Source organism: Bacillus sp. FJAT-28004, assembly GCF_001280845.1.
Taxonomy (GTDB): Bacteria; Bacillota; Bacilli; order Paenibacillales; family Paenibacillaceae; genus Pristimantibacillus.
Window position 1 is genome coordinate 3,118,628 of the sequence record NZ_LGHP01000001.1, and the last position, 16,597, is coordinate 3,135,224.

12 protein-coding genes are annotated in these 16,597 nt (G+C 41.0%); 1 reads left to right on the top strand and 11 read right to left on the bottom strand.

What is annotated here, in order from left to right; translation table 11 throughout:
• Window positions 1–100: 100 nt before the first annotated feature.
• From AC787_RS13520 to AC787_RS13530, 3 genes are all read right to left on the bottom strand, one after another.
• Window positions 101–1,039, bottom strand: coding sequence for an alpha/beta hydrolase (locus tag AC787_RS13520; RefSeq protein ID WP_054025265.1), 939 nt, complete (start codon window positions 1,037–1,039; stop codon window positions 101–103).
• Between the two features lie 62 nt (window positions 1,040–1,101).
• Window positions 1,102–2,163 (bottom strand): LLM class flavin-dependent oxidoreductase, encoded by a 1,062-nt coding sequence (locus AC787_RS13525; RefSeq protein WP_054025266.1) that lies wholly within the window; start codon window positions 2,161–2,163, stop codon window positions 1,102–1,104.
• Window positions 2,164–2,198: 35 nt separating this feature from the next.
• Window positions 2,199–3,368, bottom strand: coding sequence for an MFS transporter (locus tag AC787_RS13530; protein ID WP_054027057.1), 1,170 nt, complete (start codon window positions 3,366–3,368; stop codon window positions 2,199–2,201).
• A gap of 392 nt (window positions 3,369–3,760) precedes the next feature.
• Between AC787_RS13530 and AC787_RS13535 the strand changes: the two genes are divergently transcribed.
• Entirely contained in the window at window positions 3,761–4,363 is a 603-nt protein-coding gene (locus tag AC787_RS13535) for a TetR/AcrR family transcriptional regulator (RefSeq protein ID WP_054025267.1), read from the top strand.
• Window positions 4,364–4,472: 109 nt separating this feature from the next.
• On the opposite strand, the gene AC787_RS13540 is transcribed toward AC787_RS13535, so the two are convergent.
• From AC787_RS13540 to AC787_RS13575, 8 genes are all read right to left on the bottom strand, one after another.
• A complete protein-coding gene (locus tag AC787_RS13540) occupies window positions 4,473–5,582 on the bottom strand; it encodes a glycoside hydrolase family 99-like domain-containing protein (RefSeq protein WP_054025268.1) in 1,110 nt (369 codons plus the stop codon).
• 204 nt (window positions 5,583–5,786) lie between these two features.
• Window positions 5,787–8,645 carry a GH32 C-terminal domain-containing protein gene (locus tag AC787_RS13545; RefSeq protein ID WP_054025269.1) on the bottom strand — a complete coding sequence of 953 codons (2,859 nt, stop codon included), beginning with the start codon at window positions 8,643–8,645 and terminating at the stop codon, window positions 5,787–5,789.
• Between the two features lie 39 nt (window positions 8,646–8,684).
• Window positions 8,685–10,211 (bottom strand): glycoside hydrolase family 32 protein, encoded by a 1,527-nt coding sequence (locus AC787_RS13550; protein WP_235560976.1) that lies wholly within the window; start codon window positions 10,209–10,211, stop codon window positions 8,685–8,687.
• A 283-nt stretch (window positions 10,212–10,494) separates the two neighbouring features.
• On the bottom strand, window positions 10,495–11,082 hold the full coding sequence (locus AC787_RS13555; RefSeq protein ID WP_054025270.1) for a chloramphenicol phosphotransferase CPT family protein: 588 nt from the start codon (window positions 11,080–11,082) through the stop codon (window positions 10,495–10,497).
• A 520-nt stretch (window positions 11,083–11,602) separates the two neighbouring features.
• Entirely contained in the window at window positions 11,603–12,544 is a 942-nt protein-coding gene (locus AC787_RS13560; protein ID WP_054025271.1) for a hypothetical protein, read from the bottom strand.
• Entirely contained in the window at window positions 12,541–13,224 is a 684-nt protein-coding gene (locus AC787_RS13565; RefSeq protein WP_054025272.1) for a response regulator, read from the bottom strand. Before AC787_RS13565 ends, AC787_RS13560 begins: the two co-directional genes overlap by 4 nt.
• A 2-nt stretch (window positions 13,225–13,226) precedes the next feature.
• A complete protein-coding gene (locus AC787_RS13570) occupies window positions 13,227–15,269 on the bottom strand; it encodes a sensor histidine kinase (protein WP_054025273.1) in 2,043 nt (680 codons plus the stop codon).
• Window positions 15,270–15,301: 32 nt separating this feature from the next.
• Window positions 15,302–16,531 carry a DNA cytosine methyltransferase gene (locus AC787_RS13575; RefSeq protein WP_054025274.1) on the bottom strand — a complete coding sequence of 410 codons (1,230 nt, stop codon included), beginning with the start codon at window positions 16,529–16,531 and terminating at the stop codon, window positions 15,302–15,304.
• Window positions 16,532–16,597: the final 66 nt, after the last annotated feature.

Here is a 16,597-nt window from a genome sequence, read left to right on the forward strand (position 1 = left end):
TGGTATCGGCACGCGCTGTCAGCGATATAGTAAATAATCTTACTCAGGAAATGAGCCTCCAAGGTCCATTCTGACCATTGGAGACAGTTCCTTTAATTATTTATGGATTAAGTGCTCTCGCAATTGCGTCCACATAGCTTTGGCTAGCTCGCTGGCTCACTTCCGCTTGTGGAACGATTACTTCAAAGCTGTGAAAACTGCCGGGATATAAATGAAATTCGACGTCTACACCTGCTTCCGCTAGGCGTGTGACATATTCGATCGTTTCATCTCGGAAAAGATCGAGCTGGCCTATGCATGTATAGGTCGGCGGCAACCCCGCCAAGTTTTCCACCCTTGCCGGCACAGCATGTGAAGATACTTCGCTGTCTTCAGTACGCTCGCCTAAGTACATGTTCCAGGCCGCCAAATTATTCGTCCGGTTCCAGGTTGCATTATCGGCCGTAATCTCATAACTTGATGCCGTAATATTGCGGTCGTCGAGCATCGGATACAGCGGCATTTGGAAGATGAGGGCTGGTCCGCCTTTGTCACGAGCCATTATTGCAAGCGCTGCGGTTAGACCGCCGCCCCCGCTTGCACCGGCAATTGCTACCCGATTCAAATCGATGCCCAGCGAATCAGCTTCGTCCGTCATCCACGTCAAACCGGCATAACAGTCATTGATGGCAGCTGGATAGGGAAACTCAGGGGCAAGTCGATAATCGACAGAAACGACGACACAATTAGCCGCTTGCACGAATCGTTCGCACAAAGCGTCGTCCATATCAGGATGCCCCATCACATAACCTCCCCCATGAATCCACAGCATGGCAGGAAGCTTAGCACCCGTTCGCCCGGCTGGTTCGTAAATTTTGACCAGTATCTCGCCTGCTACACTCGGAATCATCCGACTTGTCGTATGTACATGTTCCGACTTCTCAATCGGAGAACTCGCCAACAAACTTCTGCTCCACTCTAAATTTTCCTCCAGTTGAAAACCAGGAAACTGTGCTAATACGGGCCTTAATTCCGGCAATACTCGACTTTCAAAACTCATGAGATTTCCTCCTAAAATTAAATTTATTTTCGGATACATTGTAGTTAATAACTACAATTGAATTATGATTCTTTTTCCATCTCAGCTTCCCACTTGGCTATTTCCTCTCGAACCCGGGGCGCTACCTCTGTGCCTAGCAACTCAATGGCTCTCATCACTTGGTCATGCGGCATAGTGCTTAAAGGCACATACATCATAAAGCGTGTAACGCCTACATTTTTACGAAGATGAATGATCTTTTGGGCAACAGTCTCCGGATCACCAACATAAAGTGCTCCTTCAAAGCTGCGGGCTGCGTCAAAGCTGGAACGATCATAATGCGCCCAGCCCCGCTCTTTGCCGAGTTTATTCATACCTGCTTGAGTAGAAGGGAAAAATGTATCTGCCGCTAGATCCGTATTCTCTGCAACAAAACCTATGGAATGAGACCCAACTTTAAGGCGCGATTCGTCATGGCCAGCGTGCGCAGCCGCTTTCTTATAAAGCTGAACGAGCGGCTCAAATTGCATCGGACTTCCACCAATGATCGCCAGCATCAGTGGCAATCCTAACAGACCTGCACGGATTGCAGAGTCCCGATTGCCCCCACTGCCAACCCATATCGGTAAAGAATTCTGAACAGGCCGTGGATAAACGCCTAAATCATTAATCGCTGGCCGATGCCCGCCCTTCCATGTTACTTTTTCGGACCCTCGTATTTTTAGAAGCAATTCCAAATGTTCCTCGAACAGCTCATCATAGTCATTCAAATCACAGCCAAACAGTGGAAAAGATTCGATAAAGGAACCCCGGCCAGCCATAATCTCCGCACGTCCATTTGAAATACCATCGAGCGAAGCAAAATCCTGAAAAACACGTACCGGGTCAGATGAAGAAAGCACCGTTACTGCACTCGTTAGCTTAATCCGTTTCGTTTGTGATGCAGCCGCAGCCAGCACAACTGCTGGTGAAGATGCTGCATAATCCTTCCGATGATGCTCACCTACACCAAACACATCAAGTCCCACCTGATCGGCAAGGACAATTTCCTCAACAACTTCACGCAATCGCTGTGCGTGACTTATCACTACACCAGTCTGCATATCCGGTTTTGTTTCTACAAACGAAGTTATACCTATCTCCATGGCCAATCTCTCCTATTCAAATGGTTATATAAGTTTTATTTTAATGTGGCAGCGGTAGCGCGGTTGGTCATTGCCCAAAACAGAAGCGCTAAAGCACTAACAGAAGCCCCGAGCAAGCATACTCCGTCCCAGCCATAACGTGCATAGATAAGGGTCGATGAGATTGAACCGACGGCACTTCCAATGGAATAAAAAACCATGTATCCAGATGCAAGCCGACTGCGAGCCTCCGCACGTAATGCGAAAATCATACTTTGATTCGTGACATGCACGGCCTGCACAGCCAAATCAAGCAGAACAATGCCAATGACCAAGGCGAACAGCGACCGTTCTGTGTAGCTGATTGGCAACCAAGATAGCAGCAATAGAATCAAAGCTATACCTGTCGTTCTCTGTCCGTAACCTCGATCGGCTAGCCGCCCCGCCCGTGCTGCAGCTAACGCTCCAACAACTCCTACGAGGCCAAACGCCCCTATTGCAGTGTGCGAAAGAGATAATGGCGGTGCGCTAAGAGGCAGTACTAATGAAGTCCACAATATGCTGAAAGCCGCAAAAATCAACATAGCCAAAATAGCGCGGATGCGTAAAACTCTCTCTTGGACGAGCAACATAAACACCGACTTAAGCAGCTCTGCATAGGACAGTGATTTTACCTCCCGCTTAACACTTGGCAATACCTTAAATAAGGCATAAACCACAAGAAGCATCAATGCTGCAGAGAATAGATAAACGGAACGCCAACCCGCAAGATCAGTTAATACTCCTGCAATGGTTCGAGCAAGAAGGATGCCAATTACAATTCCGCTTGTTACCATGCCAACGACACGTCCTCTTTCGGCAGGGGCAGCCATTGTCGCTGCAAACGCCACAAGAGTCTGCGTTACAACAGCAAGTAGTCCCACCATAGCCATACCTGCGAAAAGCACCATGCTGGAGGAGGCAATGCCAACGATAATTAGAGCTATCACGGATAATAACATTTGACCGATAATCAGTCGGCGCTGGTTCAGTAAATCTCCAAGCGGTACTAGCAACAACAGTCCCAATCCATAAAAAATTTGGGTGATTGTAATCAAAATGCCAATGGTTGAATAGTCAATACCAAACTCAATCGACAGATTATTAAGCAGCGGCTGTGCGTAGTAGATATTGGCAACAGACATCCCGCAAGCAACCGCAAACAATAGTGTCACATATCGAGACATGGAAGAAGCATGAACGGAATCAAAATGGATAAGCGCCCCTTGTGACGAATTCACCTTTACATTGTTATTGACTACTGCTTTTTCTCTAACCTTTTCTATTTGGAACACTCCTTTCTAAATTCATTTTCAATACCGAGCTTAATATCATACCGATCAGTACGTTATTCAGCTCGGTAAATATAGCTCATATAAACTATTCCTGTCAATGAAAATATTAGATATACTTGGTTTTAGTTTGAAATCCGATTTTTATTTGTTGAAAAATCCGTCATATATTTGACAATGTAAACCGCAAAATATAAAATAATAATATACCAATTGGTACGTAAATGAAGATAGTTGGCTTTACATTTGAATCGTTGGAAAATTAAGAGTAACGAGAGGTTTTGACTATGGGAAGAACCCGCGAGTTTGACGAAGAAAAAGTATTAGAAGCAGCTATGCAGCTATTTTGGGAGAAGGGATATGAGGCTACCTCATTAAGCGATTTAACTTCCAAAATGGGAATTCAACGACCTAGTATATACTCGGCTTTTGGTGATAAAAAAGAGTTATTCGAAGCTGCGCTGCGCAAATACACGATGTCGCGCGCATCTCTTATCCGGACTAGACTTCAGAACCATCCTACTGTAAAAGAAGCATTTCGCACTTTTTTTGAAGGTATAGTTGCAGAGGAATATGCAGAAGATCGCAGCCGAGGCTGCTTTTGCATCAATACCATGGTCGAACTTGCACCACATGATGAGAAATTTGAAGTTCTTACAAGGGAACATCAAATGTACCTATCGGTCATCTTTCAAGAAACGATTGAACGAGGTATACAATCAGGTGAGCTCGAAATCGAGGTAAGCGCGAAGGCTTTATCGCAGTCGCTAATCGTATCGTTAATTGGATTAACCGTAATCATGAAAGCTCGTCCAGAACGATCATTTATTGATAATACGATAGATGTGATACTTACACAGCTTAAGGAAGCTCCAGTCCGAGGCAAGTAGTCCGGGCCGCGTAAATAAATATGAAGCCCACTGACCTATTGGTCGGTGGGCTTCAGCACGCAAAAATATCAATTCATTACTGCTCCCTGCCTCCACGCCATCGCGCTTGCTACTTGAGGAACGTCTTTTTAACGGCCTCTAAATACCCGTAGCCATACAAATCATCAGGCAATAGATAGCTCGTCTCCGTCCACTCATTCCAGCTGTTTATGGTGATTAATGGGGGCTGTTCTGGATGAGCATCGGCATAAGCTTTTGCTTGTTCAAAAGCTAATTGAACATTCTCAGGTGTATTATTTTTCACAATTCCATTCACTAAATTTTTGAATCTAGGGTTATTATCCCAGCCTAATGAAATATGAGGATAGTATGGAATATCATGCTTCGCTTCAATCTGCGCCCATTCTGCAACAACATCCACCATAATTTCATTATAATCACGATCTATATCAACAAAATGTACAAACTGATAATGGGTCATGCTATCAAATCCAAGGAAATTGGCGATTTCATTTGAGGTCACTTTTTCGCCCTCATCCACTCCACTTAAATTGTAATTGGCCTCCCCCCATTTCGTTAGCTGTAAATGAAGCCCAGGCAATCCTTCGCTAACAGCCAATGCTCTAAACCATTCAAATGCCTCTTTCGTTTCTTGTGCCCCGCCTAAACCCTTGATTAAGTTCGCTAAATCATAAATCATAAACACAGGTTTACCTGCGATTGTGTAATAAGACGGATGTTTAAAATACTGATTAATCAACCGGTGTGCAATAACCTCAAATTCCTTGCGATCAACAGCAGCATCCCATATCATATTATCTTGGTCATGTGAATTGCGAATATCCCAAGTATTATTGACATTATGGTTAGCCCACATTAAATAAAATTTCACTCTATCGTTATTCTTAGCCTTCAAATAACCATCATTTAAGCAATTCTCAAGAAAAGGACGGCGATCATACCAATACCAATCATAAATAAATACATTGACGCCATGATCCGCTGCTGCATTAATTTGCATTTCCATTACATAAGGATCTGCTTCGTTGCAGTACCCCCATAGCGGCTTGCGAGGCCAATTATGCTCAGGAAACTTCTTAACGGCGTTCTTGACGGACTGCCATTCACCCATACCTTCCGGCCAGAACATTCTCGTTCGCGGTTCGTCACCTGTATAGGCAGGCCATATATATGCGGCTATATCGTATTTCTGCGTCATGTCGTTCCTCTTCTCCTAGTATAAGTTTATACAATATCACTTGTTACAGTGGACTTTCGTAATTCAGGATTATCGCCAAATCGATGCCGGTCATTTTACCCCTTCACACTCCCGAGTACAAGACCTTTCATGAAATACTTCTGAAGGAACGGGTACAAGAGTAATAGCGGCTTAGTTTAATCCTTTATTCATGAAGATAACGTTTCATTGTACAGCCCAGAACTCTATTAAATGCTTGCCGTTAATTTCGGCAGGAAGCTGATCCACTTGATTGCCATCGCATTTCATCACAAACTCTGTACCCCAACCATGGACAATGATATCGAATATCGCCATCCGATAACGAAGATTCTCTACTCTCAGATCGCGTAGAGTCTCGGGCACCGCTGGTGCAAAGGTAAGGCCTTGTTCATCATATTCCATACCCAAAACACCCAAGTGAAAATAGGAAATAAAGCCAGCGGCATGCCAGAGCTGACCCGGCCAGCGCCATGCCCTTCCTGTTTGATAATCAATCGCTTCATAAAAAGTCTTATTCATAACGCTATTGCGCGTCTGCTGCGCAATGAATGTCATGAGGAGATCCAACCTCCCTTCTCGCCCTGCAGCGGCTGCCATCCCGCTTGTCCATACAACCCACGCCGAATTGCAGAAGTGATTGGATTCTTGACGATAAGGAAATACGTTTACTCCGAATTCGTTCATCGCAACCTCGGGAAGCCGATTCAAGATGCTCCGCCTCTGCTCCGGAGTCGCCACTCCGTAGCGCGGCCACATCGCGATCTCTTGTCCAGCGGATTCCCAATAGCCATGTTGATGGCTCTCGCTGCCGATCGGACCGCTTGTAAAATAGCCTACTTCTTCCTTCCAGTATTGGCTTTGAATCTGGCCAAGAATGAGCTCACCTCTATCGGCCCAATCTTTAATTTGACTCTCCGATTCCCCCATATATACTCCCATGCGCGACATCGCACGGAAAGCCTCCATGAAGTAAATTTCGGTCGCAAGGCTGAATCCGCCGCATTCCGGCTCTGGAAAAGCATCGTTAGAGGTTGATTGATCGGCAGGAATTAATCCTTGATCCGGGTCAAAGCTTTCTTCAAGCTTGGCAATCCTTACTTTAAGGCTGTGCCAGGTTTCTTTGATTAACGTCAGATCGCCCGTCGCCAAATAATAATCCCATATCCCGACAATCGGCATCGCTGTGCCATCAACGCCATTATCAAAGCCGCCCTTCGTCGTAAAGAGCAACGATCTTCTAGCCCCTTCTGGATCCAAGATATTCCCTGTTCGAATGGCAACATGCGCGGTATCCCTTACCCACACGCCGAAGCCATCGCCCGGACCCTGGAATTGCCCCGCGGTCCACATGCCTTCCTCGCCCGGCCGGGCAAACTCTTTCGAACCGCAGCGATAAAAAATGTCGGAAGCAAGACGGTACGCTGCATCGATCGTCGCATGACCCGTATGGATATCCGGCAACCTCGCAATTCCATGCTGAGGTTGCCACACATTGTCGCGATCAATGACGCGCGTCATATCGCTCCACTCGGTTCGGCGCCAGCTAAATTCTTCGATTGCACGGGTTGGAGAAATAATCGTATTGCGATCGGGCACGTAAGCAGGTGGTTCTCCATAAACAGAGTCTTCTACTCGATGCTTGAAAATCGTGTAGCTATCCGATCGGTAGACAATCGTATTGTCTTTAACCGCCTCGTTTATCAGCAGTCTTTCTTCCGAATTCGACCAAATGCTACGCAGCCCGAATACCTCCACGGAATCCGCCCTTACTTTCCCTCTATGACACAGCAATCGAATTTTCCGTTGTTCATATAAGGGTTCTACGGCAATTGACATCACCACTTCGCCCTCGCAGGCGAAAATCTCTATTGATGCTTTATCTAGCAGCAATTGCAGCTTAATCTTTCCACTATCTTGTGTTAACGGAGCGACTACGCCCCGACATTCGATTGATTGCTGGGCCCTATCCAATACGATATTTATTCCATAGAGTTGAACTTCAAGAAGACTATCCGCTTCTATTTCTAGCTCCAGCAGTACTTCCAGCATATCCGAGAAAATATCGTCCGGTTTTCTTTCGGCTGGCAAAATACGAATGCCCGGCCATTCATCAGGAGCGATCCTAAAACGTAAGTCCTCTTCAAAGCTTTGCCCATCATTACATGTGATTTCCGACCAGCATCTTTGCCATACACGTAAATTTTGAAGTTCATTGACTGGCGCAGCTTGAAGCTTGATCCCATCCTCCGTCTTTCGCAAGTTCAACTCGGTAATGAGCATTTGTTGATTGAACGGCATTTCCAAACAACTCATTCCTTGACTAAAACCGATAAGAAAACAGCGGTTATTATCAGCCTTATAAGACAATAATTCGGAATGGAATCCGTACCACAACGCAACGCGTTCACTCTCGGCGATGAAACGATGACCTGATAAATGTCCTATCGAATACGTGTTATCCTCATGAACACAAAGCCATTTTGTTTGTTCTTTATTGCCGTCCACCGGCATCTCCAATAAGCTGGAAGCGTACTTCCTATTGCGCTTCTTGTTTTGCGTTTGTAGTAGATTATAATCCACATCCGCTTCATTCCAGTGGATTAAATCCTTGCTGACCGCATAACCCGAAAACTTATCTGATTCACTATTTTCGTAGAGGCTATGTTCATACCATAGATGCCATTGTCCATGCTCATGATAGAAGTCGATGAGTTCGCTAATCGTGCCCTTTTTCATTGAAAAATGGAACTGAGGACGATATTTCTCCCGGTATAAATCTCCTTCTGCCGCTTGATCGTTTTGAAAAATGACGTGCTCCGCGCGAAACACTTCGTTACTCGATTCTGTTTCCAATTCGCACCCTTTGTAATCTTTTAGATCCAGTGTAAACCAGGAATGAACTTCTTTCGCCGCAAGCTTTAGTTTGAATTGCTTTATTTCAACTCCGTCCCGGATCAATCTGATTAAGCTGAGCGGAGCATCGTTGTGAATGGGCATATGGATAAAACGTTGCGTTATTGTCACTGTATTCCTTATTCTCATATCTTCCTCCCGCCTTTCGCATTTCAAAGTAGTTGGCAACTATAGCTTTTCAGTACGGATTTCCGCCGCTTTCATCTCCCAGACTTCCACTTTGCAGACGACCGCGTCGCTGGTCGAACGCAGCTCGATTCCGTCGCTGCCATCCAAGGAAGGATAGACTCTCGCCGAAAGGCAAGTTTCGTCATCGACAAACACTTCGACGATCGATTGATCTGCGAAAATTCGCAGCTTCAGCGACTCGGCGCCATCAGCGGGCGGCAAATCCCCCTTGATCGGCGACTTATGTACGTTCGGAAACAAGCTCGAATTTGAACGGTCGATGACGATCTTATTCGTCGCCAAATCCAAGCACACGTCCGTATACTCAAGGCCGCACGCCGAAGCGAATATGGAAACGATCAATTCGCCCGTCCCCGCGGTCCGTCTATCGATTTCCACCAAACACTCGAAGGACGTCGAATGCACGCCAGTATTCATCGGAGCTTGCCGGGCGCAAACGTTCGTAAAGCTTCGACTCTCGCCCCTCAGCATCTCCAGCTCAGGAACCGGTGACATCGCGAGCGTGCCATTCGGCTTGAGGTCGACAAGACGCGGCAGCGCCAGCGCCCCCGACCATTCCAAGCTCGCCGGGAAATCCTCTCCTCTTCCTTCCGGAACCCACCCGAGCAGGATGCGACGACCTCTCTCGTCAATGAAGCCTGTTGAGGCATAATAGCCTTCCCAGCCACTAAAGTCGACGGTGCCATGCCTCATCACGTCCGTCAGCTTATCCTCGCTTATTGTTCCAGAAACGTAGCGAACCGGTCCGCTCGGGGAATAGAACAGAACGGCCTTATCGCCAAAGCGGAACAGATGCGGACACTCCCAAATCCACTCGTCTCCCTGATGGAAAATCCCCGTGAAGCTCCAATTTTCCAAATCATCGGAACGATAAATCAAGCTGCAGCCTTTGTCGCCCTCTATGCCTCCTAGCAACATGCGCCATCCGTCTTGCTCTTTCCAGACATAAGGGTCTCTCCATTCCGTAATCCGAAGCTCTCCGTGCAGCTCCGCGGTCAATACGGGATTGATGTCCGGCTTGTGCCAGTTTCGCATGTCTTTCCCCTTGGCAGCCCACTGCTGGGCTCCACTCGTCGGGTTTCGTTCTCCTTCCCCGATGCTCGTATAAAACAACGTCACATCATCGCCGTTTATGACGGAACAACCCGAGTAGCAATGAAGCTCTCCGAGCTCGAGTGAAGGGGCGAGCGCAACCGGCAAATGTGTCCAGTTCACCAGATCGAGGCTTTTGGCATGTCCCCAGTGGATATCACCCCATTCCGGTGCAGAAGGATTGTGTTGGTAAAACAAATGATATTCTCCGCCCGATTGAAAAGGGCCGTTGGGGTCGTTCATCCAATTGTGTGGCGGCGTAAAGTGATACCTCGGTCTATAATTCTTCACTCCTTTTGTTTCCGTCCCACAGCCGTCGAGAAGACCCTTTTCTCTTGCTCGAACGCGCGGAAACGGTTTTTCGTCTTCAATCATCGCTTCTGAATTAGCCCAAAGCAAAGTATGGTCCGACACCTCATCTGTAATTCCGATAAAACGCTTTCAATTCTGCTTCCAACTGAACATGTAGTAATAACCGTTCCGTCTCACGACCCAAGGTTCTTCCACTAAAGTGTCGTAGGCTTCCCGGACCCAACTATATAAACAGCGGTAACCGTGGATGAGAAAATAAAATCCATGACTGCCACTGATTTATTGATCTATCGTTACCCGCTAGCTTAATTCTGAATTCCCTCGGGCAGACCGAGGGGCGATAGCCCCAATGCTTGAATATGGTGCTATCTGATGGATACGCCATCTAGGAAACACTAACATTTCTTTTACTTAATTTCTTAAATACCGAGTATTCCTTATTGGACTTAATAAAACTTAATATCTTATCGCCACATTCTATTGGATTCATCTCTTCAGTATTTACTTCGAGGTCATATTCATCAATGCAATATACTTTGCTGAACTGTGAAGCTGCTAGTCCAATTTTTCTATCTCCTCTTGTTTGCTCTCTTCTTATGAGTTCTTCTTTCGAGCATATTACACCTATAAATAATGTAGGCTGATCGAAAAATAGATCAAGACACTCATTAAACCACTTGTCATTCTCGATTACAGTATCTACTATTACATTCAAACCCATTTCTGAAAACAATTTAATTGTCGAATAGTACATTGAGATTAAGGGATCAAACATTATTTGTGCGATAACTTGCTCATCTACTTCTCTTGTAGGTTCAATATCTGAAAATTTATTATTAAAAAAATCTTTGACAAAATCATCTATTGATAAATGATGAAAAAGAATCTCTTTCTGATTTATCAGTTCAATAGAAATACTAGTCTTTCCTGAACTTGAAGTTCCGTTCATCAACACAATGATTCCTTGCTTCAAACGAATCATCCTCACATATAAGATTTGCGTATCTTTCAGATAATGTTATATTCACAAAGTTCATAAAATTATCCAACTCAGAAAATATTCGAGAAACGATTGAACTATCCTGCCCGTTAGCTTAATGAAACACAGTCAGTCTAATGGTTTATTTTCCTAGTCTAAGACTTTATCTTCTTTTGACAGTTGGACATTCGTATATATCTAATCTTTTCCCCATGGTTCATCCGGATCAGCTCAAAAAAAATACCCCGTAAACAAGTTACGGGGTCATACCTATGATGTCTGGAGTTAAAATGCCGAAGCACCCAAATGAGTCTAATACTTTATTTTCTTCTAACAATTATTGTACGAAGAAAATAAAGTTGTAGACTGGAGTTGTTGATTTGACGCGGTTTTTGAGTTGAAAAATCGTCAGCTTTTGAGAAATAAGTATTAGACTTATATTATTTGTTTTGAGGAAAAGGGTCACATACTGAAAAATAAAGTATTAGACTAACATATAAATCTACCGTATAACCTAAGCATTTTTTTCTTTTTTAAATATTTGACCCTCAAAAGAAAGCAATTTCAATGGCTCATATTCAGGATACAATTCTTTTGATTTCATATAGTAATTGAACGCTAGGGTTTTTCTATTTAGCTTATAATACAAGTATGCCAGCATAAATAATCGATAATACTCATTCGAATCAGAATAAACACAGTTTTCCAAATCGTGAATAAGAGAACCGATTCTAACATGATCATTCCCTACAAATGTCCAAGGAATAAATTCCCTTTCCCCATGAACAACTATTCTTGACCTTACCGAATCAATTGTAGTTAAAAGGTCGCTATGGAGTTTTTTCATAAAAACTGTGCTATTAGCAACAACAAGGCTAATACTAAATTGCCTGCTTAATTCACTCGCCCGCATAGAAAGCACTTTAGAGAAACTTCGTTTTAAATTTAACGATATTAACAATTCAAATTGAGTTACATTACAATTTTTTTGTGCAAATTGTTTAAATGATGCTTGTAAAGCATCATTATAAATGTGCTTAAGCAATTTTGAAAGTTCATCTCTATAAGCAGCAATACTTGACTTGACTACTAAATCAATTACATCATCAAAACCTACGTATGAAAGAACGTTATGATCTAGGCACAATTCCTTTCCCAAATTACCTGTAGAACACGAAAATGCAAAAACAAATGAGTTTCTTAAATTAACTAATTTATCTTTATCAAGTTGTACAACTTGTCCTCTTACAGAATCACCTATAACGTACTCCTCTGTACCATGGGCAGTGAAAATTACAATGTCAGTGTTATTTATTCTATCTGCTAACTCAATTAGAAGATTTTCTGATTTATCATAATGTACATATTGCTCTTCATAAGTCTCGACTAAAAAACTTCTAAACAATCTGAGGAAATTTATTCCTGATGAGCGAGGATAGAAATGTATTATTTTCATCGTTGTCCACCTGAAATAATATTATGAATAATTATTGATTCAGCTAAATTACTTTTATATATTCTACCAGTATCTTCATCTCGTTTAATAAGTGAAATAATTTCATTAATTGTATACTCCTTATTATTAACTAATATCCGCTCATCAGAAATTATTTTACCATACTCAGCAAAATACCTCTCTAAAGTCACTTGTACAAAATCTATACTATTTATTGCCTCTATTATAGTTTCTACACGAAGTTGTAATTCTGGTTGCCCATGATGTATTTCACTCATAGAGATAGTATCCTTTGAAAGAAACTTATAAATCCCTTCATTAAACAAACTTATTAATTCATTTCTATCTGAAAAAACAACTGCAAGATCACCCATCGTATAGAAAATAATTTTACAATGTTTATTAATTTTACTTCTAATCTCTCTAACTAAATCACTTCCGTACTCAGTGTTCCCTGATTGCCTTAGATCATAATCAATTAGTAATACATCAAAAACTTCACTTTCATGTTGCAATAAATTTATAGCTTCATCATATTTTTGAATTGGAATAAATTGAATACTGTACTCGATTTTGTTGTGTTCCTTTATACTTTCGAATATACGATTATATGCTTTAATCTCCCTCAGTATATTTTTAGAATCATCTATTATCATTACGTTGCGCACAAGATGTTCCACAATTAATCCCCCAAGCCGAAACTTATCTGAAAAGCAGCACCAATATCAGATTTAATCAGATTAATTTCTCCATTGTTTGTTTTTACTAATTCATCAATAATTGATAGCCCCATTCCAAATCCACCTTCTGTTGTTGAATAAAAAGGGGTGAAGATATGAGGTATAATATCTTCTGCTATACCTAATCCATTATCTCTAAAGATAATATTCAAAGTAGTAGCTGATACCTCATATGTAATAGAGATAACTTTTTCTCTGTCATCTATAATCTTGAATGACTTTATAGAATTTGAAACTAAATTTTCAATAATTATTTTCAGATCATTTATATCAATTCTAAATCGTACATTCATTTGGCCAGTTATTGAGCAACTAATTGATTCATTAATTAAAGTTGAACTAAAAGATTTACATATTTTATTGAGTTGATCGTATAGATTAACTTCAACTTTTTCTCGTTTCCTAAGAAGATAGTTTCTTGCGTCCAGAAGATAACTTTTAATTTCCTTCGAGGTCTCAAGAATAAAATCTTCATTTTCTTTGATTATCTTAGAAATATCTTCATCTATAATAAAATCCGATAAGTCTGATTTTTGATTCCAGATAGATGTATCAAGATTTTGTAGCCTTATTAGAACCTGATGTATAATTCCTTGTAATAAAGTCTCCTTACTGGACAATCTTTTGTAAACTTCAACTAGCTGTTGTTGATTCTTAATAATTTTATCTTGCTCTTGATTGCTGCTTCTAATTACTTTTGAAAGTTCTACTACCTGTAATGCTAGTTCTGGAGAGAAATTTTTAATTTCTTTAGCCATTATATTTAATTTATTAGTCGCTTCTGTTATTTCAACTCGATGTTCTATATGTTGATTTTCTGTAGTTTTAAACTTCTTGTAATAAAAATACTCTTCTAATTTTTTCATCACTTCTTTTGCAATAAATTCCTTCAGTTGACTTAATGCCTCTGTTTCTTCCAACCCCTGCCTATTGGTAGCGTCAATAAATTCAGTATTATGCTCACGATATATTTGAATGTAACCAATAATGTCACGAACTCCAAGGAATCTATAATGCCCTTGAGACTTCCTTAGTTCAAGCTCAAGCCAGTCATTTTGAGCTTCACCATAGGGGTATATTTGGAAGAAATCACGATATATTCTGATGTTACCGTAATCTTTAACATGATCTTTGAACCTGTGATAAAATGATTGTTTTTCCCCTTTATCAAAAGAGTAAATAACAACTTTTACTGGACCAAAATTATATTTATTACGATAACTTTTTTCTTCTATGAGAGCTCCATTCCTATAAACCTCATAATTCACCTGTTCTAAGTTATACGGGTCAATATTCATCTCAACCCACAATGAACTTATATCATTTAAATTATAAGGTTCTAAAACCATATTGTCATAGCCAAACATCTTACAGTCCAGAATAATTTCAAAAGGGTCGTTCTCCAAATTTGAAAATGGTGATAACATACCTTTTAAACGTTTCTCTAAAGTTTTTATCTCCCGTACTACCCATGCATCTCGTAAACCAGTGATTATTAGTAGCGTACCTTTTTTATCTCTTTTATCTTTATCTTTATCTAATGAATACATTATAGGTATATCACTTAATAATTTGTTATCTTGATCTTCAAACTCTGTCCAATCAAACTCCACGCTGATTGTTTGTTCTTCACTTTCTTTTCGACTAATTAAATACAGCCTGTTGCCAAGTCTATCTGCTGAAAATCGTCCTATTCCTTTTTCACCATTTAGAGGTCTTCCCTTTGCAGTCACATTAGTTCCTTTTTTATGATCCGTGCCAATAACCATCCATTTTTCTTGTATATCCTTTAAATCCATCCCAGTCCCATTATCTTCGATCATTAATACGTCTTTCTCTGGATCAATTGTCACCGTTACTCCCTCTGCATCTGCATCAAAAGAGTTTTTTACGAGTTCAAATATCGCTGAAATTTTATTCGTTACCAATCTTCTTCCAACTAAATCTTTAATATTTGTTGAAGAGCTAAAATGTAATATAGGCATAGTCATCCCCCATTTACAAGCAACTATAATAATCAAACATTTGAACCTTTAAGTGCAATCATTATTTCTTTTGCAATAGAGTTAGCAAACAATGGTGGCACTGCATTTCCGACCTGAGTATACTGCGGAGTTTCATACTTCCTTCTATCTCCACCAGTTGTCCTTTTACCTAAAAACTCAAAAGAATCATCAAATGATTGTAATCTTGCTAATTCTCTAACAGACAGTATTCTTGGATTCTGTGGATCATAGTGAATAATATCGTCAGGCAATGTTAGAACAGTAGGGGAGACTTTGTCTTTGTGAAGTTTCGTACATCTATATTTCTTAGTATTGTATTCTTCAAGTTCTTTCTCGTCTATTCGGTTTAATAATTGTGCGATACTCTCATTGGGTCTTAGTTTTTTAAATCGCTTCACTACTTTTTCTGTATGATTAGAAGCAGAATGATTAGTTAGTCTAACTGACGTTATTCCATCACCATTTATATTTGGAGTTAAACCATTTTTTAATGCTATTTGATATTGGGAATTTTTATATCTATTGTTATATGATTCTGCTGCATCTCCATTTTTCACAAACCTTAAATCTGAAATAGCCTGAGAAACAGTTGTTATATTATTATGAATTACAGGAAAATCCGGTGGAGGTACAACATCAATAATCTTTCCTTTTTCACGTTTAATCTGATGCCCTAAAAAAATAACTCTGGGGCGGTTTTGAGGAACACCATGGTTTTTAGCATTTAACAATTTATATTTTACGCTATAACCAATTTTCTTAGCTTCTTTAACAATTATTTCAGGGACTGTTACGTTATCATAAATTGTACGACTTATTGCCTTTAATTTGCTTACTTTAAACGAGAGGATTCCCTCTACATTCTCTATAACGAAGTATTTTGGTTTTACAATTTTCACTATTTTTAAATAATCAATAAAAAGATAATTTCGTGGATCATCTTGATCTCTCTTTCCAGTCAAACTAAATCCTTGACACGGTGGCCCGCCTACAACTACTGATATTTCATTGCCATTTAGAAAATCTTTAATCTTTTTAGGTGTTGCTATTTTCCTAATATCGCCTTGAAAAAATTCTAAATCTGTGTAGCCTAATTGTTGATGCCTATGTTTATAAGTTAATGCTGCTTCGGCACTAAAATCACATGCATTGGGTATTTTAAATCCTGCTTGAAGAAAACCCTCAGCCATTCCGCCAGCTCCAGAAAACAAATCTAGAACGTTATATACTTGACCGCTCATTAAGCTCCACCTATTCTTTGTTTTGAACCAGGATATCACAGGTAAGACTATTTGACCAGGAGGAAA

What these genes read in the sequence shown, in the direction of transcription:
- AC787_RS13520 (WP_054025265.1), bottom strand. Translation starts at nt 1,039, where the DNA reads ATGAGTTTTGAAAGTCGAGTATTGCCGGAATTAAGGCCCGTATTAGCA.
- AC787_RS13525 (WP_054025266.1), bottom strand. Translation starts at nt 2,163, where the DNA reads ATGGAGATAGGTATAACTTCGTTTGTAGAAACAAAACCGGATATGCAG.
- AC787_RS13530 (WP_054027057.1), bottom strand. Translation starts at nt 3,368, where the DNA reads ATGTCTCGATATGTGACACTATTGTTTGCGGTTGCTTGCGGGATGTCT.
- AC787_RS13535 (WP_054025267.1), top strand. Translation starts at nt 3,761, where the DNA reads ATGGGAAGAACCCGCGAGTTTGACGAAGAAAAAGTATTAGAAGCAGCT.
- AC787_RS13540 (WP_054025268.1), bottom strand. Translation starts at nt 5,582, where the DNA reads ATGACGCAGAAATACGATATAGCCGCATATATATGGCCTGCCTATACA.
- AC787_RS13545 (WP_054025269.1), bottom strand. Translation starts at nt 8,645, where the DNA reads ATGAGAATAAGGAATACAGTGACAATAACGCAACGTTTTATCCATATG.
- AC787_RS13560 (WP_054025271.1), bottom strand. Translation starts at nt 12,544, where the DNA reads ATGAAAATAATACATTTCTATCCTCGCTCATCAGGAATAAATTTCCTC.
- AC787_RS13570 (WP_054025273.1), bottom strand. Translation starts at nt 15,269, where the DNA reads ATGCCTATATTACATTTTAGCTCTTCAACAAATATTAAAGATTTAGTT.
- AC787_RS13575 (WP_054025274.1), bottom strand. Translation starts at nt 16,531, where the DNA reads ATGAGCGGTCAAGTATATAACGTTCTAGATTTGTTTTCTGGAGCTGGC.